At 59.6% G+C, this 22,113-nt stretch carries 26 protein-coding genes and 2 tRNA genes; 12 read left to right on the forward strand and 16 right to left on the reverse strand.

Annotation, left to right across the window (positions count from 1 at the left end; genetic code table 11):
• Positions 1-19: 19 nt before the first annotated feature.
• The 4 genes from B3H65_RS02715 to B3H65_RS02730 all read left to right on the forward strand — a co-directional run bounded on the left by B3H65_RS02715 (position 20) and on the right by B3H65_RS02730 (position 3,498).
• The gene (locus B3H65_RS02715) at positions 20-529 is read left to right on the forward strand and encodes a hypothetical protein (RefSeq protein ID WP_286684042.1); all 510 of its coding nucleotides are present in this window, start codon (positions 20-22) and stop codon (positions 527-529) included.
• Positions 530-792: 263 nt separating this feature from the next.
• A complete protein-coding gene (locus B3H65_RS02720) occupies positions 793-1,635 on the forward strand; it encodes a helix-turn-helix domain-containing protein (RefSeq protein WP_286684043.1) in 843 nt (280 codons plus the stop codon).
• Positions 1,636-1,793: 158 nt separating this feature from the next.
• The gene (locus B3H65_RS02725; protein ID WP_286684044.1) at positions 1,794-2,342 is read left to right on the forward strand and encodes an RNA polymerase sigma factor; all 549 of its coding nucleotides are present in this window, start codon (positions 1,794-1,796) and stop codon (positions 2,340-2,342) included.
• Positions 2,329-3,498, forward strand: a complete 1,170-nt coding sequence (locus B3H65_RS02730) for a DUF4179 domain-containing protein (protein WP_286684045.1) — start codon at positions 2,329-2,331, stop codon at positions 3,496-3,498. Before B3H65_RS02725 ends, B3H65_RS02730 begins: the two co-directional genes overlap by 14 nt.
• A 145-nt stretch (positions 3,499-3,643) precedes the next feature.
• On the opposite strand, the gene B3H65_RS02735 is transcribed toward B3H65_RS02730, so the two are convergent.
• Positions 3,644-3,937 (reverse strand): type II toxin-antitoxin system RelB/DinJ family antitoxin, encoded by a 294-nt coding sequence (locus tag B3H65_RS02735; protein WP_117679002.1) that lies wholly within the window; start codon positions 3,935-3,937, stop codon positions 3,644-3,646.
• A 164-nt stretch (positions 3,938-4,101) separates the two neighbouring features.
• Here B3H65_RS02735 and B3H65_RS02740 point away from each other — a divergent pair, with 164 nt between their 5' ends.
• The 4 genes from B3H65_RS02740 to B3H65_RS02755 are packed head-to-tail and all read left to right on the forward strand — an operon-like array spanning position 4,102 to position 6,899.
• A complete protein-coding gene (locus B3H65_RS02740; RefSeq protein WP_286684046.1) occupies positions 4,102-4,416 on the forward strand; it encodes a PadR family transcriptional regulator in 315 nt (104 codons plus the stop codon).
• Positions 4,413-5,108: a DUF1700 domain-containing protein gene (locus tag B3H65_RS02745; RefSeq protein ID WP_286684047.1), complete on the forward strand. Its 696-nt coding sequence runs from the start codon at positions 4,413-4,415 to the stop codon at positions 5,106-5,108. The genes B3H65_RS02740 and B3H65_RS02745 overlap by 4 nt, the downstream gene beginning before the upstream one ends.
• Positions 5,101-6,108 (forward strand): DUF4097 family beta strand repeat-containing protein, encoded by a 1,008-nt coding sequence (locus B3H65_RS02750; protein WP_286684048.1) that lies wholly within the window; start codon positions 5,101-5,103, stop codon positions 6,106-6,108. Before B3H65_RS02745 ends, B3H65_RS02750 begins: the two co-directional genes overlap by 8 nt.
• Before the next feature lie 11 nt (positions 6,109-6,119).
• The gene (locus B3H65_RS02755) at positions 6,120-6,899 is read left to right on the forward strand and encodes a class I SAM-dependent methyltransferase (RefSeq protein WP_286684049.1); all 780 of its coding nucleotides are present in this window, start codon (positions 6,120-6,122) and stop codon (positions 6,897-6,899) included.
• Positions 6,900-7,167: 268 nt separating this feature from the next.
• On the opposite strand, the gene B3H65_RS02760 is transcribed toward B3H65_RS02755, so the two are convergent.
• Positions 7,168-7,401, reverse strand: coding sequence for a helix-turn-helix domain-containing protein (locus B3H65_RS02760; RefSeq protein WP_333490187.1), 234 nt, complete (start codon positions 7,399-7,401; stop codon positions 7,168-7,170).
• Between the two features lie 12 nt (positions 7,402-7,413).
• Positions 7,414-8,073 (reverse strand): hypothetical protein, encoded by a 660-nt coding sequence (locus B3H65_RS02765; protein WP_286684050.1) that lies wholly within the window; start codon positions 8,071-8,073, stop codon positions 7,414-7,416.
• A gap of 221 nt (positions 8,074-8,294) precedes the next feature.
• Here B3H65_RS02765 and B3H65_RS02770 point away from each other — a divergent pair, with 221 nt between their 5' ends.
• From B3H65_RS02770 to B3H65_RS02780, 3 genes are all read left to right on the forward strand, one after another.
• Positions 8,295-8,636 (forward strand): ArsR/SmtB family transcription factor, encoded by a 342-nt coding sequence (locus B3H65_RS02770; protein WP_009140101.1) that lies wholly within the window; start codon positions 8,295-8,297, stop codon positions 8,634-8,636.
• Between the two features lie 56 nt (positions 8,637-8,692).
• Positions 8,693-8,911, forward strand: coding sequence for a cation transporter (locus B3H65_RS02775; RefSeq protein ID WP_117678994.1), 219 nt, complete (start codon positions 8,693-8,695; stop codon positions 8,909-8,911).
• A gap of 89 nt (positions 8,912-9,000) precedes the next feature.
• On the forward strand, positions 9,001-10,905 hold the full coding sequence (locus tag B3H65_RS02780) for a heavy metal translocating P-type ATPase (RefSeq protein WP_286684051.1): 1,905 nt from the start codon (positions 9,001-9,003) through the stop codon (positions 10,903-10,905).
• A 140-nt stretch (positions 10,906-11,045) separates the two neighbouring features.
• On the opposite strand, the gene B3H65_RS02785 is transcribed toward B3H65_RS02780, so the two are convergent.
• The 4 genes from B3H65_RS02785 to B3H65_RS02800 form a co-directional block, all read right to left on the reverse strand.
• Entirely contained in the window at positions 11,046-11,690 is a 645-nt protein-coding gene (locus B3H65_RS02785; RefSeq protein WP_286684052.1) for a hypothetical protein, read from the reverse strand.
• A 36-nt stretch (positions 11,691-11,726) separates the two neighbouring features.
• Positions 11,727-12,095 carry a metal-dependent transcriptional regulator gene (locus B3H65_RS02790; RefSeq protein WP_009140097.1) on the reverse strand — a complete coding sequence of 123 codons (369 nt, stop codon included), beginning with the start codon at positions 12,093-12,095 and terminating at the stop codon, positions 11,727-11,729.
• 180 nt (positions 12,096-12,275) lie between these two features.
• Positions 12,276-12,704, reverse strand: coding sequence for an FKBP-type peptidyl-prolyl cis-trans isomerase (locus B3H65_RS02795; RefSeq protein WP_117678990.1), 429 nt, complete (start codon positions 12,702-12,704; stop codon positions 12,276-12,278).
• A 57-nt stretch (positions 12,705-12,761) separates the two neighbouring features.
• Entirely contained in the window at positions 12,762-13,556 is a 795-nt protein-coding gene (locus B3H65_RS02800; protein WP_286684053.1) for an AAA family ATPase, read from the reverse strand.
• 351 nt (positions 13,557-13,907) lie between these two features.
• Between B3H65_RS02800 and B3H65_RS02805 the strand changes: the two genes are divergently transcribed.
• Positions 13,908-14,675, forward strand: coding sequence for a M48 family metallopeptidase (locus B3H65_RS02805; protein WP_286684054.1), 768 nt, complete (start codon positions 13,908-13,910; stop codon positions 14,673-14,675).
• Here B3H65_RS02805 and folB read toward each other — a convergent pair.
• The 9 genes from folB to B3H65_RS02850 form a co-directional block, all read right to left on the reverse strand.
• Positions 14,672-15,157: a dihydroneopterin aldolase gene (gene folB, locus B3H65_RS02810; protein ID WP_286684055.1), complete on the reverse strand. Its 486-nt coding sequence runs from the start codon at positions 15,155-15,157 to the stop codon at positions 14,672-14,674. The two genes, B3H65_RS02805 and folB, sit on opposite strands and share 4 nt — an antisense overlap.
• A 13-nt stretch (positions 15,158-15,170) precedes the next feature.
• Positions 15,171-15,809 carry an HD domain-containing protein gene (locus tag B3H65_RS02815; RefSeq protein WP_286684056.1) on the reverse strand — a complete coding sequence of 213 codons (639 nt, stop codon included), beginning with the start codon at positions 15,807-15,809 and terminating at the stop codon, positions 15,171-15,173.
• Positions 15,809-16,369, reverse strand: a complete 561-nt coding sequence (gene folE, locus B3H65_RS02820; protein ID WP_286684057.1) for a GTP cyclohydrolase I FolE — start codon at positions 16,367-16,369, stop codon at positions 15,809-15,811. The genes B3H65_RS02815 and folE overlap by 1 nt, the downstream gene beginning before the upstream one ends.
• Before the next feature lie 132 nt (positions 16,370-16,501).
• The gene (gene nrdG, locus B3H65_RS02825) at positions 16,502-17,089 is read right to left on the reverse strand and encodes an anaerobic ribonucleoside-triphosphate reductase activating protein (RefSeq protein ID WP_009140090.1); all 588 of its coding nucleotides are present in this window, start codon (positions 17,087-17,089) and stop codon (positions 16,502-16,504) included.
• 14 nt (positions 17,090-17,103) lie between these two features.
• The gene (locus B3H65_RS02830; protein ID WP_286684058.1) at positions 17,104-17,514 is read right to left on the reverse strand and encodes a bleomycin resistance protein; all 411 of its coding nucleotides are present in this window, start codon (positions 17,512-17,514) and stop codon (positions 17,104-17,106) included.
• A gap of 133 nt (positions 17,515-17,647) precedes the next feature.
• On the reverse strand, positions 17,648-19,870 hold the full coding sequence (nrdD, locus tag B3H65_RS02835) for an anaerobic ribonucleoside-triphosphate reductase (protein WP_286684059.1): 2,223 nt from the start codon (positions 19,868-19,870) through the stop codon (positions 17,648-17,650).
• A gap of 598 nt (positions 19,871-20,468) precedes the next feature.
• Positions 20,469-20,543: transfer RNA gene (locus B3H65_RS02840), tRNA-Val, on the reverse strand.
• A gap of 269 nt (positions 20,544-20,812) precedes the next feature.
• Positions 20,813-20,887, reverse strand: a tRNA-Val gene (locus tag B3H65_RS02845).
• Positions 20,888-21,027: 140 nt separating this feature from the next.
• Positions 21,028-21,939 (reverse strand): putative ABC transporter permease, encoded by a 912-nt coding sequence (locus tag B3H65_RS02850; RefSeq protein WP_286684060.1) that lies wholly within the window; start codon positions 21,937-21,939, stop codon positions 21,028-21,030.
• Between the last annotated feature and the right edge of the window lie 174 nt (positions 21,940-22,113).

A 22,113-nucleotide genomic window follows, 5' to 3' on the forward strand; every position in this document is an offset into this window, starting at 1 on the left:
TAGAGATGCGGAGGCGACCATGGACGCTATCAAGCGGTACTGGACGGCATTGGACCAGGCATCGCGCCGTGCGTTAAGGCGGGCATTCATCATCCCCCTCGTCATAGGCACCGTCTTGATCATTGCAGCCGCCGCCCTCTACATGGCGACGGTCGGCAACATAGAAACTTCGGCGGATCTTGCACGGGAATTTGGCATGCTCCAGGCGCTTATGGCGGCGACCGTGATCGCGGGAATCTACTCGTACTTCTTGGTTTACAAGGCGCACAAAGCCATCAAGGAGAATCTCTTCGCCCACCCGGCGGACGGACGCCCCACGCCCGAGACCTGGAACCGCAAAGACGGCGTTATCCTAGCTCTCGCCCTTCTGGGCGTTGTCAGTATTCCGGGTGCCGTAGTTGGACTTGTTGCGATGGCGGCCTTACCCATCGACCTTGAACCGTCTAACTTCACGCCCCTTATCTGGCCCATCATCGGCCTGGCGCTAGGACCCTACACTGCAAAGCGCTATATACCTGTTGAGCAATAAGGATGGACGGGGCCCTAGCGCTGGCATTTGCGCTGCTAACGCGATTTAGCATCTAGCTGGTCCTCGCCCAAAAACGCTGGAACACAACGGTTATCGCGCTGAAAAGCGGACGTTGCACAAGGTATTTGGCAGCGTTAAAGGCACGAAGATTCTATAGTTCCCTTAAGGGATCTCGCGGGATTCCCTTAAGGGTTCTTTGGTGTACAGGCGTGTGGATAAGAGGCGCGGGAGCGCAATCGCACCGCCGACGGAAAGGGGCGGCAATGATTCTCTCCGAGCAGATCAGGCACGGACGCAAGCAGCTTGGCATGTCGCAGGCAGACCTTGCCGATGCCATCTGGGTGTCCCGAAACACCATCAGTAACTGGGAAAGCGGTGCCACCACGCCGGATATACAGAGCCTTGTGCTTATGAGCGCGCTGTTTGGCGTCACGCTGGACCAGATGGTGAAGGACGACGACCAGGTGATGGCGCAGGCATTCGCTCGCGACAAGAACCACATTCTGCTGGCGAGCTCCGCGATTAACGCCAGCGGCACAAACGAAAGCAAGACCGACGGATCCGATGAGGAGGACCTGAGCCTTTTTGGCCTGCGGTCGCTGGGAAACCCGTTGTATGGCAAGTTTGAAAACGCTGATATCACCGACACGTGCGGGCTTGCATACCGCTTGGTGCGCGCGGCATCGTTCTTTAGCCGAGCGCTCTATTTCATCATCGACGAGAAGAGCGGGCGCGTGGGCAGCATCGCCCGCAAGCACGCTTTGCATCATCCCGTGTTCCAGGTGCGCATGGATGGATTTGACCGCGTGCAGCTGCGCCGCGAGATTCGCTTTGACACCGGCTACCGCGACGTGATCCGCATCGACGGCGAGGGCGTGGGCGTTGAGGGCAACCTCATGGGCGACGATTTCGCCGTGACGCGCAACGGCTCCGTGACGGCCCGCGTACATGTGCAGCCCGCGCTGAACCGCGTGGCATACGGGATTGAACTGGTGGACCAAAAGACCGCTCCCCTTTCTCTTGGCGTGGTGCTCACCATCATGATGCTGCGCGATTACGACCGCGTGTGGGTAAGAGGCGCGGGAGCGCGGACGGATTTGAAATAACCCATTTGAAATGAGCCTTGATGCGCGGCGAGATTGCGTCGCGCATTTTTTTGCCTGTGATTGCCAAGTTTTGGAACGCGAATCGTATTGTTGGTAGAGGGAGATATCGAAACCGGTCCCTCGTCCAAAAACAACGACGACCGAAGCGAGGTGAAATCATGGCGAAGCAACAATGCGTGAAGGCCGCATGCCCCAACCGCACCTACGCGACCGAACCCGAGCGTCTGGTGGACACCTATGCGAACGCCATCTTGCGCGTGTGCTACACATACCTGCGCAGCACGCAGGACGCGGAGGATATATGCCAGGACGTTCTGCTCAAGGTTCTGCAGCGCCCGCAGCGATTTTTCTCGGCAGACCACGAGCGCGCATGGATCATCCGCGTGGCGGCAAACGCATGCAAGGACCTGCTGAAGAGCCGCGGAGCCCGGGCCACTGTCGCACTTGATGATGCGTCCGAGCCCGCAAGCGCGCCATATGCGACCGAAGCGCAGCTGGCGGCGCGTTCGCAGAGCGTGCTGCAAAGCGTCATGAACCTGCCCGCGAATTATCGCGAGGCAATCTACCTGCACTATTACGAGGGGTACTCGATCAAGCAGATCGCGGAGCTGGTAGGTGCGAGCGAATCCGCCATAGCGACCCGACTGAGCCGCGGGCGCACCATGCTACGCCCCGTTTTGAAGGGAGCCGACCGTGACAACCTTTGATAGCGATACGTATCGCACCGAGCTGGACCAGCTCTGCTTCTCCGATGAGCAGAAGGTCCGCATGGCGCAACGGCTTAAAGCCGCCGCGAGGTCGAACAAGGTGCTGGAGCTGCACGGAACGCAGCCGGCGACGGGTGCTCGCAGCGACGAGCGCCGCGGCAGTAGCCGCACCGACAGGTCGCAGCGCGTACGCCGTCGCAGCCCGCACAGGATCGCCGCCGCCATAGGTATCGCCGCCGTGCTGGCGCTGGGCGGAGGGACCGCCTACGCCACGGGCACGCTCGCCCGCGCGGCGGACTCGCTCGCCGCCGTCTTTGGCGCCGGCCCAGCGCAGACCGAGCTTATCGACCAGATTGGACGGCCCATAGGCGCCAGCTGCACAAGCAACGGCATCACCATCACGGCCGACGCCATCATAGGCATGCGCAACGCCTACGCGGTGGTCTACACCATCGAGAAGGACGACGGAACGGCGTTCGACGAGCTCGATATGAACCAGAACGGCACCTATAACCGCGTCCTCGATGGCGGCGGAAGCATCAACGCGCTAACCGCGCTGCGCCTTGGCATTGATGCGAGCGGAGGTACGCGCTACACCTTTGATGCCGACCCCACGGACAACGCCATTCAGCTTGTTGAGATGATGAGCTTCGGCGGGTCCGGCGTCTCCCTCGTTGGCGAGACACTGCACTTCAACGCTACCGAAATTGGCTTTACCCGCGTTGGAAAAGATGGGCGCAACCTGCCTTCGCAGGCAATTGCCACCGGAGACTGGAACATGTCCTTCAAGATCGACTATGAGGACCTCTCCGTCGACCTGCCTGCGGGCCAGACGTTCACCATCAATGGCAGCAGCGCCGTTGTGGACGAGCTTGTCGTCTCCCCGCTTGGCGCCACCATCACCTATACGGTTGATGCTACGGACGAAGCATCGGGACCAACCGGCCTTGAAACAGATGCCGAAAAACGCGTAGGACATGGCGACTTCACCGTCACCTTTGCCGATGGCACCACGCAAGAGCTTGGCAGCGGCTACACCTCTTGGCAGCAGGACGGCAAAACCGTGGTGCAGAAGACCTGGTTCTTCGACCAGATTCGCGATGTCGACGATATCACCAGCATCACCGTGGGCGACCTGACGGTTCCCGTTCAGTAGCAGCTGCATAGCATGCCGGCATCTGCTAGCAGCATTTAATAGAAGGCAGAAGGGCGTCCTTGCGGCGCCCATCTGTTGTTTGCGCTTTTCCTAGGTCAGAGCCTCGATCTTACCCGACGGTTCATAGCGCAGTAAATCGGCAGCATCAGCTCCGGTCGTCATCGAGCCACCCCATGGCCTCTTCCGCCGTTTTGAAAGAGCGCACATCATCTTCGATAATGCCAAGCTCTTTCGCTTCTGCCGCGATCAGCGCGCGGCGGGTCTCCCCAACAGGGCGATCTTCCGCGGGAAGCACTTCAAACGGAACGCGCCGCTGGATAATGAGCTGCTTTAACGCCATATAGAGATACTCATCGAGCGTAAGCCCCATGGCCTGTAAAAGATCAGCAGCAGCCCGCATGTCAACATCGTCAAAATGCAAAGTAGTAGTTGTAGCCATGGCACCTCCATGCAACGTAGGGCGCTACCGGTCTTTGTCCAGCAATAAGACCAAGCGAAAACCCACCTGCAATGATACTCCTCCCTTTCCTCGTCTAAAGAAATTCTTAACCCCGTTGACGCCTTATACTATGCGTCATATAGTATGAGTCGAAAGGAGGTATCATGGACGCACAGATGAAGCGAGGCTTCCTGGAGATCTGCGTGCTGGCGTCGTTGCGCGGCGGCGACAGCTACGGCTACCAGATAGTGAAAGACGTGCCCGACGTGCTGGGATTGACGGAATCCACGCTCTACCCGCTGCTCAAGCGCCTGGAGAAGGCCGACTGCCTAACCGCGTACTCCGTGGAGCACAACGGGCGCCTGCGCAAGTACTACCGCCTAACCCAAGAGGGCACGCAGCGCATCGACGAGTTTTTGGCCGAGCAGGCCGATATTCTTTCAATCTATGATTTTGTGAAACGAGGTGCATCGCAATGACCAAGCAGGATTTTCTCGCCGCGCTGGAACGAGCGCTCGCCAAGCTTCCGCATGCAGAGGCGCAGCAGGCCATCGCGTTTTACGACGAGGCGATCAGCGACCGCGTCGAGGACGGCATGTCGGAAGATGATGCAGTTGCAAGCCTGGGCGATGTGGACGAGATTGCGCGGCAGATAGCAAGCGAGATTCCGCCCATTCCCCGTGCGATCGCCAAGGCGAACACCGGCAGCCGCACGCTCAATATTGTGCTGCTAGCCCTGTTCTCCCCTGTTTGGGTGCCGGTTGCGGGCGCGCTGGCGCTGGCCGCGCTATGCATCTACCTGGCTATTTGGCTGATTATCGCCGCCATGTGGATGCTGGTTGTCATCCTTATTGGTATGGGGCCTTTAGGGCTGTTTGTCTTCGCCAACATCCTTGCACGCGGGTTTGCGCTCTCGAGCTTCTTTGCCTTAGGGCTCTGCCTTATGGCGTGCGGAGCGGGCCTCCTGGCAACGTTTGGCGTGATGGGCGTAAGCAAGCAGCTGGCGCTTCTCACCCGCGACTTCGCGCGCTGGGTGCGGGGGCTGTTTGTTAAGGCTAATCCCGTGCCCGCACCCGTGGATGTGGATACGCCCGCAAATACGCCCGGCGATCTCTCGGGAAACTCGTCCAGCACATCCCCCGCTTCGAAAGAAGGTGCCCTTGATGCGTAACGTTAAGAAGACCCTGCTCATAGTGTCCGTCGCGCTCATTGCGGGAGGAGCGGTGCTCGCCGGCGGCGCTTGGGCCGCAGCCGGCTTCGACCTTGCAAAGCTCTCCACCCACGTTAACAAGTTCGATAGACAGACCAAAACGCTTGAAGCGGAGTCGACGGCACCTCACAAGGCGATCCGCGTAGAGAGCGAATTTGGCAACGTGAAGCTTGTGCCCGCGGACGGCGATGCCATCGAGCTGGTGTATTGGACAAACGCCAACCGCACCGCCGACGTTAAGGATGAGAACGGCGTGCTGACGCTTTCTTTTAAAGAGACCGAATCGATTGGATCCATTGAGATCAACCTGATGGACAAGGGGCAGGATGACACCACGGTGGTGCGCGTGCCCAAGAGCTTTACGGGCGATATCAGCGTGAGCAACGACTTCGCCAGCACCACGGCGACGGATCTTGAAGGAATCTCGTCCTGCACGCTTGTGTCATCAAGCGGCGAGGTGTGGGCGAGCGACGTGAGCGCCAAGACGCTCGACGCCACCTCTAATGATGGCGTGGTCATGCTCAACAACGTCGCCGCGGACACGCTCCGTGCGCAAAGCGACAACGGAGAGGTGGGCGTTATTGGCTGCTCGTCCAAAGACGCCAGCGCAACCAGTGGAAACGGCAAGGCGACTGTAAAGGAGAGCACGTTTGATCAGGCCAGTGTCCGCGCGGACAACGGCACCATAGCGCTGGCGCATCTGGCTTGCGCAAAACTGGTTGTCGCAGCGGATAACGGCACCATCACCGGGCGCGAGCTCGATGTGGCAGACGGCGAGTACACGTCCAACAACGGCATGATCACGCTGGGATATGTGGGGTCGTCCAGCGCATACGTTATTGACGCGTCATCCGCCAACGGTACGGTCACGGCACCCGCGAGCAACCTGGGCGCCACCCGCATTGTGCGCGCGCTGAGCGACAACGGCATAATTACGATCGAGTTTGAAGAGGACAAATAGAAAGGCCGCCCATGACAGACGCCATAACACGAGACAACTACGCTGATGCCAACGCTCGAGCAATCGACGGATGGAATGCAGACGGCTGGGAATGGGGCACGTCCATAACCCATGAGGACTATCTGCGCGCATGCCAAGGCGACTGGGAAATGCTGCTCACGCCGACCAAGCCGGTTCCGCACGAATGGTATCCGGCAGACATGACGGGCCTGCGCGTGCTTGGACTCGCCTGCGGCGGCGCGCAGCAGATGCCCATCTTCGCCGCCCTTGGCGCCGTATGCACCGTACTGGACTACACCCCCAGCCAGCTTGAATCTGAGCGAATGGTCGCCCAGCGCGAGGGTTATGAGATCGAGATTGTTCGCGCCGACATGTCCAAACCCCTGCCCTTTGAGGACGCGAGCTTCGATATGATCTTTCACCCGGTCTCCAATTGCTACATTGAAGAAGTCAAGCCGCTTTGGCTCGAGTGCAACCGCATTTTGAAACCCGGCGGCAGGCTGCTTGCGGGGCTAGACAACGGCTTTGGCTACGTGTTCGACTACCCCGACGAAGAGCGCGCGATCTACAGCCTGCCGTTCAATCCGCTGGTTAATCCCGAGCACATGGCAGCGCTTGACCCGGTTGAGGACGGAATCCAGTTCTCGCACACGCTGGAAGACCAGATTCGCGGCCAACTGCAGGCCGGGTTCCAACTGGTCGACTGCTACGAGGACACCTATGGCGAGGGACGCCTGCATGAGATGAACATCCCCACGTTTTGGGCAACGCATGCGGTAAAGCCGCTGTAGAGCGTTCGGCTTAGCGCAACCCAAAACCAAGCAAAGGGCTTGTTGAGGGTTGGCGTATAGACAAAAAGCCCAATGAAGGCCCGCGGCTCCCTGTTTTTAGGGCACCGCGGGCCAGCCGCCAGGTTCCATATCACCTTTTGAAGAACCATCCCCATTCCCGATGGCAGCTGAGGGCCACGAGGCGGAGGACGGGCGCGTGCGGAGAAACGTCCGTCCCGCCGCGCGGCCCCAAGCTGAGAAAACCGCGGATTACCGCAACGCACACCGTCTAGGCCAGGCCCATGCGGTCGTCCACCTCATCGTCTGGAATATATTCCAGCAGGTCGCCCGGCTGACAGTCGAGAGCCTGGCATATAGCATCCAGTGTCGAGAAGCGCACGGCGCTGATCTTACCCGTTTTGATGCGTGATAAGTTCACCGGCGATATTCCGATGCGCTCTGCCAGGTCTTTGCCGTTGACCTTTCGCTGCGCCAGCATGCGGTCGAGCCTCAGCACAATCACAATGCCACCGCCCTACAGCAACTCGTCATCTTGTTGCTGCAAGATAGCGCCGTATTCCAGAATGCGGGCGAACACCAACAGGAAAAATCCCATAACGCAAAGCCACGGTTGGAAATCCGGATATATGGAAAGCGACCCCGCGTAACCCATGGTCGCCAGCAACGCCTCGATTACCGCCCACACCACTAGCGAGGGTGCGATGGATGCTAGTACGGCGATCGCTCCGATACGCTTGACCCGGTGCGCCGTCACAGAGCCGAAGGGGCGCTTAGTGGAAGCGACCTCGCTGAAAAAGCGACCCGCGACCGCCAGCGCCCACGCCATAAGCAGCATAGACAGATCGCGCGCAATAGGGAAGCTGCCGTTTTGGTCGATTAGGATAACGGAAACAGCTTTATCCGGCGTGGTGAGCGCCAGCAGCTCCGGGCCCGCGGACGCGGCCGCCTGGGACAGCGCCTTGGAACCGGCTAAGATGAAACCTTTGGCAAACGATCCGTCCAGCATTCCGCCCACCGCCCACTGCAAGCAGCCAACGACGCCAAGCGCTGCGGGAACCAAGCAGGCGATGGCGCCTGCGCGGCACACAATACGGGCGGCACCAGCAATGGACGACATCTCCGACAGGGCAATCTCGCGCGCATCGGGTGCCTCATGGATCAACGCCTTTTTCATTACGGACGCCTCCTTTACCGTTGGAAGAGAGTGAACCGGATGGCCTTTATCCTCCTCTATTCAACGTATAGAATATCATAATTAATGTTTGTTATTAATTAATATCAGAGAGCATGCCGTTCGCATACTTCCTCCTATACATGCTTGACATATGAGCATACGTTCATATAATCATAAATAGTTCAATATATGAGCATGTGTTCATATGAAAGGAGGAGAATATGGCCGAGGAGAACGCCACGTCCCAACCGACGCACGCTGTCTGCGAAAGCGACGGCATGCCAGAAGAAGAACTGCTGTACGATCTCGCAGACCTCTTCAAGGTGTTCAGCGACACCACGCGCATCAAGATCCTATACGCGTTGATGTCCGACGAGCTCAGCGTCAACGACCTTGCCGAGGCCATCGGCACGTCGCAGTCGGCCGTCTCGCACCAGCTGCGCATCTTGAAGCAATCCCACCTGGTCAAATTCCGCCGCGACGGGAGAAACATCCATTACTCCCTGGCAGACGACCACGTGCTCACCATCTTGGACCAGGGTCTCACCCATATCTGCGAGTAAACCAACGTCGTAAAATACGCGCCCGCGGGCGCGACGCATTAGAAAGGAATCCAACCATGCGTAAGTCTTTCAAGCTCGATGAAATCGATTGCGCCGTCTGCGCCGGCAAGCTCGAGGACGCTATCAAGAAGCTCGACGGCGTGACCGACGCCAAGGTCAACTTCCTCACCCAAAAACTCACCCTCGAGGCGGACGATGCCTCCTTTGACCAGGTGCTTGACGCCGTTGTCAAGCTCACCGCCGACATCGAGCCCGACTGCGAGATCCTGCGCTAGACATCAGCGAACCACCACGCAACGACGGATTACCGTCGCCTTCCCCGTAAGCTCTTAGACATGCTGGCGGCATCGCCACGGGAGAAACAATGAACAAGAAGCAAAAGAAATGGCTCAAGCGCATCTTGATCGCGCTCGTCATCTTCTTCGCCATCATGGTCGCGGACCATCTGGGGCTGCTGGCGCTGGCGTTCGGCGAGCCCGGCGCGCTGTACGCGAGCTTTGTCCTATACCTTATCCCCTACCTTATCGCCGGGCACGACGTGCTCGCCAAGGCATGGCGAAACATCCGCCACGGCGAAACCTTTGACGAAAGCTTCCTCATGGCTATCGCCACCGTGGGCGCATTCGCGATGATCCTCTTTCCGGACACCGAGCCGCACATGGCCGAGGGTGCCGCGGTCATGCTCTTCTACCAGATAGGCGAGCTATTCCAGAGCTACGCCGTGGGCAAGAGCCGCAAGTCCATCGCCGCCATGATGGACATCGCGCCGGACTACGCCAACATCGAGCGCGACGGCGCGCTTGAGCAGGTCGATCCGGACGAGGTCGCCGTAGGGAGCGTCATCGTGGTCAAACCCGGCGAGCGCGTACCCATCGACGGCGTGGTGGTGGAGGGCTCCTCGCAGCTGGACACCGCCGCACTCACTGGCGAGTCCATACCCCGTCACGTGGAGGCGGGCGCAGAGGTAATCTCCGGCTGCATCAACATGACCGGACTTCTGCGCGTGCGCACCACCAAGCTCTTCGGCGCATCGACCGTGAGCCGCATCCTCGAGCTGGTCGAGAACGCGAGCGAGAAAAAGGCCAAGACCGAGAACTTCATCACCCGCTTCGCGCGCGTCTACACGCCCGCCGTCACCTTCGCCGCGCTGGCCATCGCCGTCATCCCGCCGCTTCTGGGCATGGGCGCCTGGGCGGATTGGATCTTGCGCGGCCTCACCTTCCTGGTAGTCAGCTGCCCGTGCGCCCTGGTCATCAGCGTGCCGCTCTCCTTCTTTGGCGGCATCGGCGGTGCCAGCCGCTTGGGCATCCTGGTCAAGGGCTCCAACTACCTGGAAGCGCTCTCCCGCGTCGACACCGTGGTATTCGACAAGACCGGCACCCTTACCTCCGGCACCTTCAACGTGGTGGCGATCCACCCCGAAGAGTCCATCGACCCCGACTACCTGCTCGACCTCGCCGCTCACGCAGAGGCGTTCTCAGACCATCCCATCGCCGTCTCCGTAAAGGCCGCCTATAGCGGCAAGATCGACCAGGCGCGCATCGACAAGGTCACCGAGGAATCCGGCCACGGCGTCTCCGCCCGGGTGGACGAGCACGTGGTCATGGTGGGCAACGACAAGCTCATGGCGGCGCACGGATCGAGCTGGCATGATTGCGAGCTCACGGGCACCATCCTGCACGTATCCGTAGACGGCCGCTACATTGGCCATATCGTGATCGCAGACGTGGTAAAAGACGATGCCAAGCAGGCCATCCGCGACCTGCACGCCGCCGGTGTCGAGCGCTGCATCATGCTCACCGGCGACCGCGAGGACGTCGCGGCCGCAGTTGCCAAGCAGCTTGGCCTGGACGAGTACCATGCGCAGCTGCTCCCCGGCGATAAGGTCGAGCGCGTCGAGCAAATCATGGACAGCGTGCGCGACAACCTCGCTTTTGTTGGCGACGGCATCAACGATGCCCCCGTTCTCACCCGCGCCGACGTGGGCATCGCCATGGGCGCTATGGGCTCGGACGCCGCCATCGAGGCCGCCGACATCGTCCTTATGGACGACAAGCCCTCAAACATCGCCCGCGCCATCCGCGTCGCCCGCAAAACCATGGCGATCGTGTGGCAGAACATCATCTTCGCCATCGGCGTCAAAGTCATCATCCTGGTGCTTGCCGCCTTTGGTATCGCCAACATGTGGCTGGCCGTCTTTGGCGATGTGGGCGTAGCGGTCATCGCGATCCTCAACGCCATGCGCGCCATGAACGTCAAGGAGCTCTAGGCGATCATCCGGACGCGCGCCCGGCTTGCAGGCATCGACAAAGCCCCCTTTGCATACCGCGTTCGCAGATGCAAAGGGGGCTTATTGCGTTGCGTTAAATCCAAGCCTGCGAGCCAAGAGCCGCGGCACCTCTTCTTCGCCTAGTTGGACGAGGTCTTCTTGCGCACGACCACCTTGAGCGAGGGAGAAAGGCGTACCACCGTGGAGATACCGGTGCCGGAAAGGCGCGCGGCAGGGTCGAGCGACGCCTGCTCCACAGTGGTCTGGATACCGGGAATGCTTGCAAGCAGGCGCTGCAGGGCTTCGCTGTGCGGAGCCATCAGCTCGCCCGCCTCGCCGCGAAATAGCGGAACGTGCATGTTGCCCACCTCCCAGCCGACGCGGGCTACAAGCGCGGGGTCAACCGGCTGGGACGCGGTGAAGCGGATTCGCGCCACGCGGGCGGAGCGCAACTGCACCGCGACCACCACGGGCTTGCCGCCGGATGCGGACGCGGGTGCTGTGGCGGCGCATGGCTCAACCGAAGACGCGTGGGCCGCCAACGTGTCAGGGGCGACATCGCACCCCAGCACGTCGCCGTCTTTGAGACCAATCTCCTCCACCCGCTCGCCCAGGCGAATCTCCACCACGCGACCGGCGCCGCTCTTCACCACGAGGCGGCGCGCGTGCACCTGGTCCCACTCAAGGTCAACGTAATCAACCTCAAAGGGCGCGCCCAGCCTGCGTTGCAGCGCGATGACGCTCGACGGGTCGTTGATGTTTCCCAAAACCTCGGTGCACAGCATGCAGAGAGCCTCCTTGTTGTTGCGAGCAACCGACGCCTAGCGTTCGACGCACTCTATGTAAGCTTTCAACTTGCTGAAGGAGTCGTCGGAAAGGCAGTGCTCCATATGGCATGCCTCCTCCGCCGCCACGTGCGAGTCAACACCGGCAGCCGACAGCAGATCGCGGAAGAACAGGTGCTGCTCCAGCACGTGCTCGGCACGCGCAAGGCCTTTTTCCGTTAGACGGACATCTCGCTTCGCCATCTCGACATAGCCGCGCTCCTCTAGCATCGACATGGCCTTGGAAACGCTCGCTTTGGTGACACCCAGTTGATCGGCGATATCCACGGACCTCACCACGCCGTGCGCGCGGTGCAGCATGAGAATCGCCTCCAGATAGTCCTCGCCAGATTCCCTCAGTGCCATAGCCTTCCCTGCTTTCCGTACGTTATAAAAAGCGCTCCGTCGCGCTATTCGCTAGTTAGTCATAGCTTACACTAGCGAAAACGAGACGGAGCGCAAGTCAGTTAGACAAGGTTAATCAAATTGCCAGATTTGCAAAGCCGGGTCAAGCCTACCCAGCGGCAAACCCTCGCGACTTTAACCCTAGTCCAGAACCTCGACCAGCTCGATATCGAAGTTGAGATCCTTGCCTGCCAGCTCGTGGTTGGCATCGAGCTTGACGCCCTCGGGAGTAACCTCGCATACGGAAACGGGTACAGGCATGCCACCCGGCCCCTGCAGGAACAGCTTCATGCCGACCTCGATCTTCTCGAAATCGGGCACCTGGTCGGCGGGGAAGAAGAGGATCATGTCCTCGCTGCGCTCGCCATAGGCCTCGGCAGCGGGAATGTGAACGGTCTTCTTCTCGCCCACGGCCATATCGAGCACGGCGGCGTCGAAGCCCTTGATCATCTGGCCGGCGCCGGCAACAAACTCGATGGGCTCGCCGCGGTCGTAGGAGCAGTCGAACTGGGTGCCGTCATCCAGCGTACCGCGGTAGTGCGCGCGGACCTTCTTGCCTTCATTGGACATGGAAATCCTCTTTCAGTCGAAAACACTTGCCGGCAACTCGCCGGCAACACCGCTCCACTATACCCGACTATCCAGCAACTCATGCAAGATGCGCTCACGATTATTGATAAAGAGCTCTGTTATCTGGTAGCTCTCGGTCTCCTCGTACGCCACGCGGCGCAGCTCTCCCCCATCAAAGGAAACGATCTGCGCGCCGGGAAGTCCCAGCAGGATGGGCGAATGAGTCGCAACGATCAGCTGGCTGCCGTGCCGTGCGAGCTGATCCATCTCGTAGAGTAAGGTGAGCTGACGTGAGGGCGAGAGCGCCGCCTCAGGCTCGTCCAAGAAATACAAGCCGTTTTCCTTAGAGGAATCTTGGATAAAGCCTAAGAACGCCTCGCCATGGCTCATTTCATGCAGATACGCCCTGCGCCCCGTCGCGGGGTTGTGGTATCTTACGCCGGACGTCCCCGGGAGGAGACTGCACGCCTCCGCCTCAGTCGCCACGTTGTAGAAGCTCTCCGCCCACAAAAAGAACGTGGTCCACGGTTGCAGCCGTCCACGACGCATGAAGACGCCCTCGTAGAGCGCGGAGTGGGAATCGCGCGTGGAGAAGGTGTAGTTGCGCGTGCCGCCCTCTGGGTTGAGGCCGTATGCGACCGCCATGGCCTCGATGAGCGTCGACTTACCCGATCCGTTTTCACCGACTAGAAACGTCACGTTGGAATCAAACTGCAGCGGAGTCGCGCCCAGGCTCGCCAGCGCCGGGATCTGACGAAGATAGGCATCGCCGTGGACGTGCTCCCACAGCACCTGGACCGATGATATGAACAACTCGCCTTCGAGCATGGCTATCGCCGCCTTTGTCGACATAAATCGCGCCACCTTCTGCAGCGCTCAGCCGCCTGCCGTGCGGATGTGACGGATAATTGCACAGATTTGATATTTGCCTTTGTATACCCCGGAAGCGCACTTTTTCTACCAGCACCTTCTCTTGCCTGGAAGGCCTGTCTACTTCGACTTTTTCAAAATCGATGTAATTATCCGTCGCAACTGCACATTGCGGTCGCGCCACAGCGGAGAAACACCGTCTGGAAAGCATCGTTTTTCGACATCTGCACGCCAAAAAACGCTACAGTCTACTGCCGGGGCCCATCTGGGTAAGAAGGGTCCAGCAAAAAGAAGCCCGCTCGCAGGAAAGCCCCAGGAAGAAAGGAAGGATCCATGCCCTCAAGCGCCCCGGGAAACGCCGTGCGCACAGCAGTCATCACAACAACAAGCGGCGACCGCAGCATCCAGGCAACCGTGACGCGCAAGCGCGTGAAGAACCTCAACCTGCGCGTCCACGCAGACGGCACGGTGACCATGAGCATACCCATGCGAACCAGCATCGCCCGGGCGCAGGATTTCCTTGACCGCAAGGCTCCCTGGATAGCGCAGCGGCTCGAGCGCATCGAGGCTGCGCGTAACAGCCGGGGCATCATCCATCCTGCGGCAGCGCCCGCGGGCAGCGCAGACGCCGTAACAAAGCCGCGCCTGCTTCTATGGGGTGAAGAGGTAGATGCATACAGCACCCTGCAAAAACACGGCCTTCTACCAGAAGTCTTCGGTGGCGCGGACAGCAACGCCGCCGACGCCGGCATCGACACCGCCCGGCTGCAGCGCCTGGTAGACGTCCTATACAAACAGGAAGTCGCCCGCGCGATTCCGCAAATAGCCCAACCCCTGGAGTCCGCTATGGGCGTCGCCGCGAGCCGCTGGCAGGTGCGCAGCATGAAGACGCGCTGGGGATCTTGCACGCCAAAAACGGCGGCGATCCGCATCAACTCGCAGCTCGCCGCTTATCCAATCGATTGTCTAAACTTTGTTGTCGCGCACGAGCTGGTCCACCTTATGGAACCCAGCCATAACGCGCGCTTCCACATGCTGCTCGACGCCTACTGCCCGCGAAACCGCGAGCTCGCCGCACAGCTCAAGCACGCGCCCGCCTAGCGCAGGCGCTCGATTTCAACGCCCACCGAGCGCAGCGGCAGGCCCACGGGAGCCCAGGGCTTCTCGATGCGTAGGCGCACGCCTAAAAGCTGCGCGTATCCATCCAGCAGGTGCTCGGCCAACGATTCCGCCATGCGCTCCACCAGTTTGAACGTATGATCGCGCAAAAACCCGTCTATGTCGTGGCACACCGCACCGTAATCGATCGATGCATCCAAATCGTCGGTCTGCCCCGCGCGGCGCGTGTCGCAATACAGCGTCGCGGAAACCACGAACTTCTGGCCCAGCTTATTCTCTTCCTCGTACACGCCGTGGTTGGCAAACACCTCCAGCCCGTCGATGAAGATCTTATCCGCCAGCGCGATCTGCTCCGCGCTCACGTGCGCCAGAGCGCCGCGTCGCGCAGGCAGGCCGGCACCGTCCCGGCGCGCGAGCACGCCGCGGTCGTCCTCGATGCTCTCGGTCAGTTTCTTCTCACTCATAGCAATCGCTTCCCTACCACGTAATCGCGAGATTCTTCTTCCCGTCCGGCCAATTGCACAGCTCGCGGGCCGGGCACGCATAGCAGGCGCGCGCGGCTTTGTCGGCATAGCGCAAAGCATCTGCCAGCGCACCAGCGCTGCACACGCCCTCGGCAGACGCGCCCCCAGCGCAGCCGGCGCTCGTTCTGTGATGCGCGATCGCCGCGAGAATCTGCTCGCATTCGCCAGACGAGAATCTCTTGTCCTGCTCTACCGTACCCAAAATCTCGGCCGCAATCCGCGGGCCCGCAATATCATGCGGCTCTCCGCTCTCATATTCATCGGCCCGCCCAATATCGTGCAGCAATGCCGCGGCATACACCACGTCACGCGCAACCTTTGGCCAATGCGCATCGGCCGCCGCATCGACTACCGACGCGCCGCCATCCGCCGCATCGCCACCCGACAACGCGTCGGCATACGACGCCGCAACGCCGCGCTCCAGCAAGACAGTCCAGGCGATACGCGCAACATCCAAGAAGTGCTGCAGGTCATGGCTGCAAAACGCCCTGTCGCGCTCAGCGCGTTGCAAAACTCGATATCGCTCTTGATATACCGGATGGTTCCAAACGGCATCGACCCGCGGCATGGCCCGGGAACGGTCGGTCGCCATTACCCGCGGTCCAACATGTTGAAAAAGCGCTGCTCCAGAGCCGGATCGTCCTCAAAGACGCCGCGACGCGCCAGCGTCACCGTCTTGGTCCCGGGCTTTTGCACGCCGCGCATGGTCATGCACATGTGCTCGGCCTCCATCAGCACTATTACGCCCTGCGGAGCCAAGAACTCCATCATGGCGTCCGCCACCTGCGCGCACAACTGCTCTTGCAGCTGAAGTCGACGGGCGAAGGTCTCAACCGTGCGCGCCAGCTTCGAAAGCCCCGCCACGCGGCCGTTGGGAATGTATCCAATCGCCGCCTTACCGTAAAACGGCAGCATATGGTGCTCGCACAGAGAATAGAACGTGATATCGCGCTCGATAACCAAATCATCGCTGCCAACGCTAAACGTCTTAGAAAGATGCTCGCCGCCGTCCTGGTCCATGCCCGCGGCAAGCTCGGCGTACATACGGGCGACGCGCGCCGGCGTCTCGACCAACCCCTCGCGCGACGGATCCTCGCCAATGCCCTCAAGCAACAGGCGAACCGCCTCTTCTATTTTTTGCTGGTCGACCATGGAACCTCCTGCATCTCAAACCATGCAGGTATCGTACCATCAGCGCGCGGGCGCATGGGCGTGTGTGGACGAGGATACACGAGGTTTCACGCAGCTGCTATACCGCCGCCTCCCCCGCCGCCGGGTGCAACGCTACATTCTGTGGGTCGCATACACCGGACCGTCGTCCCACAGGCAGACAGCCTCCGCCGGCGCAAATCCCGCCGCCAAGCGCTCGCGCGTGCGGTTCATATCGATCAGGCGCTGGTTGGACGACCCCCTAAAGCGCAGCGTGATGTCGTAGAGATCTTGAACAAACGGGCCGTCGACCAGCACGTCAATGCACTCAAGCAGGCGATCGGTCACGTCCGTATGGTGCCTACCGCCCTCCAAAAGTTCGGCTTCCAGCGTGTCGCCCGTGAAGCACCAAATGGTTTTCGACGCGGGGGCATCACGGGGAAACTCCTTGCGCACGCGCTCCAAAAAGTCCACCAGCCCGGCCTGGTTCTCCGGTTCCATGGGCTCACCGCCCAACAGCGTCAAGCCATCGATATAGACGGGACGCAGGCCCTCGATGATCTTATCCTCGACCTCGCGCGTGAAAGGCTTGCCCGCAGCGAAGTTCCAAGCAACCTCGTTAAAGCAATTCTTGCACCCGCGACGGCAGCCGCTCACAAACAGCGTGGTGCGCACGCCCTCGCCGTTAGCGATATCGAAGTTCTTAATCTCCGCGTAGTTCATGATGTTCCTTGATACTAGATAGAACTCTCGTGTGTAAAGCGCAGCAAATAGCCGCTGGGATCTTGGACAAGAAACTCCTGCTGAGAAACAACGCCATCATCCGTCTTGTACTCAGAGGTGCGCAAGGAGCGGAAGGGTATAACGCCATGGTCCAAGACGCGCCGATAAAGGACTCCTATGTCGTCCACTTCGAGCGAGAAGTTCACGCCACGCCCCAAGGGATAGACGAGCTCACCCACATTCCAGCCCTCGTCGTGAATCTGTTCGATCATGAGCTGAACTTCACCACGTGAGAGAAACGCAAATCGTTCCTTTGGACGCTCGTACTCGACGCAAAACCCCAGCACGCCAAGATAGAACGCCTTCGACTCCTCCAGGTCAAAGACGCTCAGCTCCGGAATGAGTGGCAAAAAGGGATTGGTCATCAAATGCTCCCGAGCAAGTAGCCGCGCAGCATGTCTACAGCAGGAAGCCCGCAAGGTCTGCCGCGAGTTCCACAGCTGCGCTACGCGCGACGAGAACTGCTTGCGCAATGGGCCTTACGGGATTCCTTTGAACCTACAGATGCAGCACGCGGTCGCGGATCTCTTCCGTGCGGCCCTGGTTCCAGAACTGGGTGCCAATGTAGCCGCAGGTACGACGAGCCACGTTCAGCTTCTCCTGGTTGCGGTTGCCGCAGTTGGGGCATTCCCAGACAAGCTTGCCGTCGTCTTCCACAATGCGGATCTCGCCGTCGTAGCCGCACTCCTGGCAATAGTCGCTCTTGGTGTTGAGCTCCGCGTACATGATGTTCTCGTAGATGTACTGCATCACGCGGATAACGGCCTTGAGGTTGTCCTGCATGTTGGGCACCTCGACGTAGGAGATGGCGCCACCCGGGGACAGGCGCTGGAACTGGCTCTCAAACTTGAGCTTGTCGAACGCATCGATCTCCTCGGACACGTGGACGTGGTAGCTGTTGGTGATATAGCCCTTGTCCGTGACGCCGGGGATGATGCCGAAACGGCGCTGCAAGCACTTAGCGAACTTGTAGGTGGTCGACTCCAGCGGCGTGCCGTAGATGGAGTAGTCGATGTTCTCCGCGGTCTTCCACTCGTTGCACTTGTCATTCATGTGCTGCATGACTTCCATGGCGAACGGGGTGCCGTTCTCGTCCGTATGGCTGTAGCCGGTCATGTACTTCACGCACTCATAGAGGCCCGCATAGCCCAGGCTGATGGTCGAGTAGCCGCCATAGAGCAGCTTGTCGATGGTCTCGCCCTTGTTAAGGCGGGCCAGCGCGCCATACTGCCACAGGATGGGCGCGGCATCGGACAGGGTGCCCAACAGGCGCTCATGACGGCAGCGCAGGGCTTTGTGGCACAGCTCCAGGCGCTCGTCGAAGATCTTCCAGAACTTCTCCTTGTCCTGATGGGAGGACAACGCGACATCCGGCAGGTTGATGGTGACCACGCCCTGGTTGAAGCGGCCGTAGTACTTGGGCTTGCCGGGCTCGTAGTTGAGCGCGCGGGCCACGTTGTCATAGCCGTTGCCGGAACGGTCCGGGGTGAGGAAACTGCGGCAGCCCATGCAGGTGTAGCAATCGCCGTTGCCCTCGGTCTCCCCCTTGGAGAGCTTGAGCTCGCGCATCTTCTTCTCAGAGATGTAGTCCGGCACCATGCGCTTGGCGGTGCACTTGGCCGCCAGCTCGGTGAGGTAGAAGTACGGCGTGCCCTCGGCAACGTTGTCCTCTTCAAGCACGTAGATGAGCTTGGGGAACGCAGGGGTGATCCACACGCCCGCCTCGTTCTTCACGCCCTCGTAGCGCTGGCGCAGCGTCTCCTCGATAATCATGGCGAGGTCGCGCTTCTCAGCCTCGGAGCGGGCCTCGTTGAGGTACATGAACACGGTGACAAACGGCGCCTGGCCGTTGGTAGTCATAAGCGTGACAACCTGGTACTGGATGGTCTGGACGCCGCGGCGGATCTCATCGCGAAGACGGCCCTCGACGACCTCGGATATTTTTTCCTCGTCCGCCTCAAAGCCAAACTGGTCAAGCTCCGCCTGCACCTGACGGCGAATCTTCTGGCGACTCACCTCGACGAAGGGCGCAAGGTGCGTCAAAGAGATGGACTGGCCGCCGTACTGGCAAGATGCCACCTGGGCGATGATCTGGGTCGCGATGTTGCAGGCGGTCGAGAAGCTATGGGGGCGCTCGATGAGCGTGCCGGAGATGACCGTGCCGTTCTGCAGCATGTCCTCAAGGTTCACAAGATCGCAATTGTGCATGTGCTGGGCAAAGTAATCCGAGTCATGGAAGTGGATGAGGCCCTCGTTATGAGCGGCGACCACGTCCTCGGGCAGCAGCACGCGCTGGGTGAGGTCTTTGGAGACCTCGCCGGCCATGTAGTCGCGCTGCACCGAGTTCACCGTGGGGTTCTTGTTGGAGTTCTCCTGCTTGACCTCTTCGTTATTGCACTCAATCAGCGACAGGATTTTATCGTCCGTAGTGTTCTTGGTGCGCTTGAGCCCCTGAACGTAGCGATAGATGATATAGCGGCGGGCGACCTCATAGCGATCGAGCGCCATGATCTCGTCCTCCACCATGTCCTGGACCTCTTCGACCGAGACGGTGTGGCCGCACTTTTCGCAGGCCTCAGCGACGTTCTGCGCGGCATAGACCACCTGGCGATCGGTCAGGCGCTCGCTGTCGCCAACCTCCGCGTTCGCAGCCTTGATGGCACTGATGATTTTCTCGATATCGAACGTTACCTCGGTGCCGCTGCGCTTGATGATCTTCATGAACGCCGCTCCCTCTTCCGTAAACCCCGCGAGGCCAAGCATCTCGCGGGGAAATCCCTACCTTGCCAAGACAGCGCAACTCCCCAGGCACGGCCGGGACCGTACCAAACGTGGCTGCGTGTCTATCGATTCCTAACTACCATATCGCGCCGCCCGGACACGGTTTTCCGTGCGCGCGCGTGGCGTTTCCTCTTTTCGTGCCTGTCTATGATACACCACCTCAACGCGCTATATCCTGATTGATTCTTAAACGGTGACACAACATATTGTGTTTTAGCAGGTCAGGGACGATACTCATGAGCGGCTCATTTTGTCAAGCCCGTTTATGTTTATAAACTGCGCGAGGACAAGCGCAGGCCCCACCTGCAGCTTTGCGCGCGGCAAACGAGAACGTGAAAATAAAATGTTCCATAACTAAGCCATAGGCGTGAAGATGAACGGCACAACCCTCCATCAAACCCAGATGTTGTGTTTTGGCCGCGACCCGATCGGAGTCGGGTGAGGCACGGGGCCCATGCCGCGCTACGGCATTGCCGGCAAAGCGATTCGACAATAAAAAAAAGACCGAGAAGGAAATCCTCCTCGGTCTTGTCATTCTTGGTGGGCGATACAAGATTTGAACTTGTGACCCCTACCGTGTCAAGGTAGTGCTCTACCCCTGAGCTAACCGCCCCAATTGGCTGCGCCTCAGCGCAAGAATTTATAATAGGGTATTGTCCGGAACATGTAAAGGACTTTTTTAAAACTTTTCTAGCGAGGTGGCATGCTGCAAGTCGGCTGTCAACAAACCGCTACCATCAAACCGGCTTCCGACAGGCGACATGGAACTAGGATGGCATGGCCCTTGGATTACCACGCAGATCACTGTGCACCCATCCTACGCGCGAACGATGAGATAAACAAAACAGGCCATGGAGACTTCCCCATGGCCTGTGTACTGATTGGTGGGCGATACAAGATTTGAACTTGTGACCCCTACCGTGTCAAGGTAGTGCTCTACCCCTGAGCTAACCGCCCCAATTGGCTGCGCTTCAGCGCGAGGAATAATATAACCGAGAGCGATGAACGTGTAAAGCGACATTTTCAAAAAAGTTTACGAGACGGGCCTTGGCGCACACTCAAGCATGTACAGCCATGCGGCCCCGCCTCGTCCACGCCTACCGCTGCGGCCCGGTGAAGGTCATGTTCTCAAAGGTGTCAGCCATGAACTCGTCGTTATAGTGGGTGTCAACGTAGACCTCGAAGGGGTTTTTGGGCGGCACGCCCTCTTGTCGCTTACCGGCGCGGTAAAAGCACATGAGCGTCATGGCTATGTCCGCGGCGACAAACACGGTCAGCAAAGTTACCACGGTCATCTGCCTTGTAGTGGTGGGTTCGCCTATGCGATAGATCAGCTCCGGCATGATCACCTTGCACCACGCGATACCGATACAACCCCATATTGCAAGGAAGCGCCAAGCCACCCATTGCGAGATATGATCGGGCAAGTGTAGATAACTCCAAGACTCCGCGTGCATGAAGTACTCCATGCACCAGCCCGTTCCCTGCTCGAGAAGGCCGCCGGTGACCGCCGACACGACGAAGATCACCCACCACGGTTTTTTACGCAGCTTCCATAAAAGCATGGTAAGCAGAACGGCGCCGAACCCGTAGAGCGGAGAAAACGGACCCCAAACCAGGCCGACGCGACTCTCGACGATGCCGAACATGACGAACATCCAGACCATCTCGAGTACCAAGCCCAAGATGGACGCGATCAGAAAGATGATGATGTATTGGTAGAACCCTGGTTGGATATCGTCCAAAAAGTCATCGCGCATCTGCGTTTTGGCGGCGCGGATGATGCGTTGCTGCTCGCGCGAGATCTTGGCCCGCAGTCGCTTTTTGCCAAAATGCTCGACCTCAGACCAAACGGCTTCCTCATACACCTGCGCATCGAGCGCGCCGCTTTTGAGCATGCGCTTAAACGAACGGCCGGCGCCGCGGGCGTCATGGTACTTCTGAACAAGAAGGATTCCCAGCCTGAACAGCAAGAACATTGCAAGGATGAGCACGGTGATTGCGAACACGTACGGTCCTCCCCTCTCATTCGAACAGCGCGACCGCATGCAGGCATGATAGCGGCCATCTATCTACAAACAGTCATCATTTTAGCTGCGGCGCATATTTTTTTAAGATTCCGCTTGCAACGACCCCAAGAATCGCGTATATTACTTTCTCGCAAGCGGACATGGCTCAGTTGG

The sequence above is a fragment of the Collinsella sp. UBA1693 genome (genome assembly GCF_002320115.1).
In the GTDB taxonomy this organism is placed as follows: Bacteria; Actinomycetota; Coriobacteriia; order Coriobacteriales; family Coriobacteriaceae; genus Collinsella; species Collinsella tanakaei.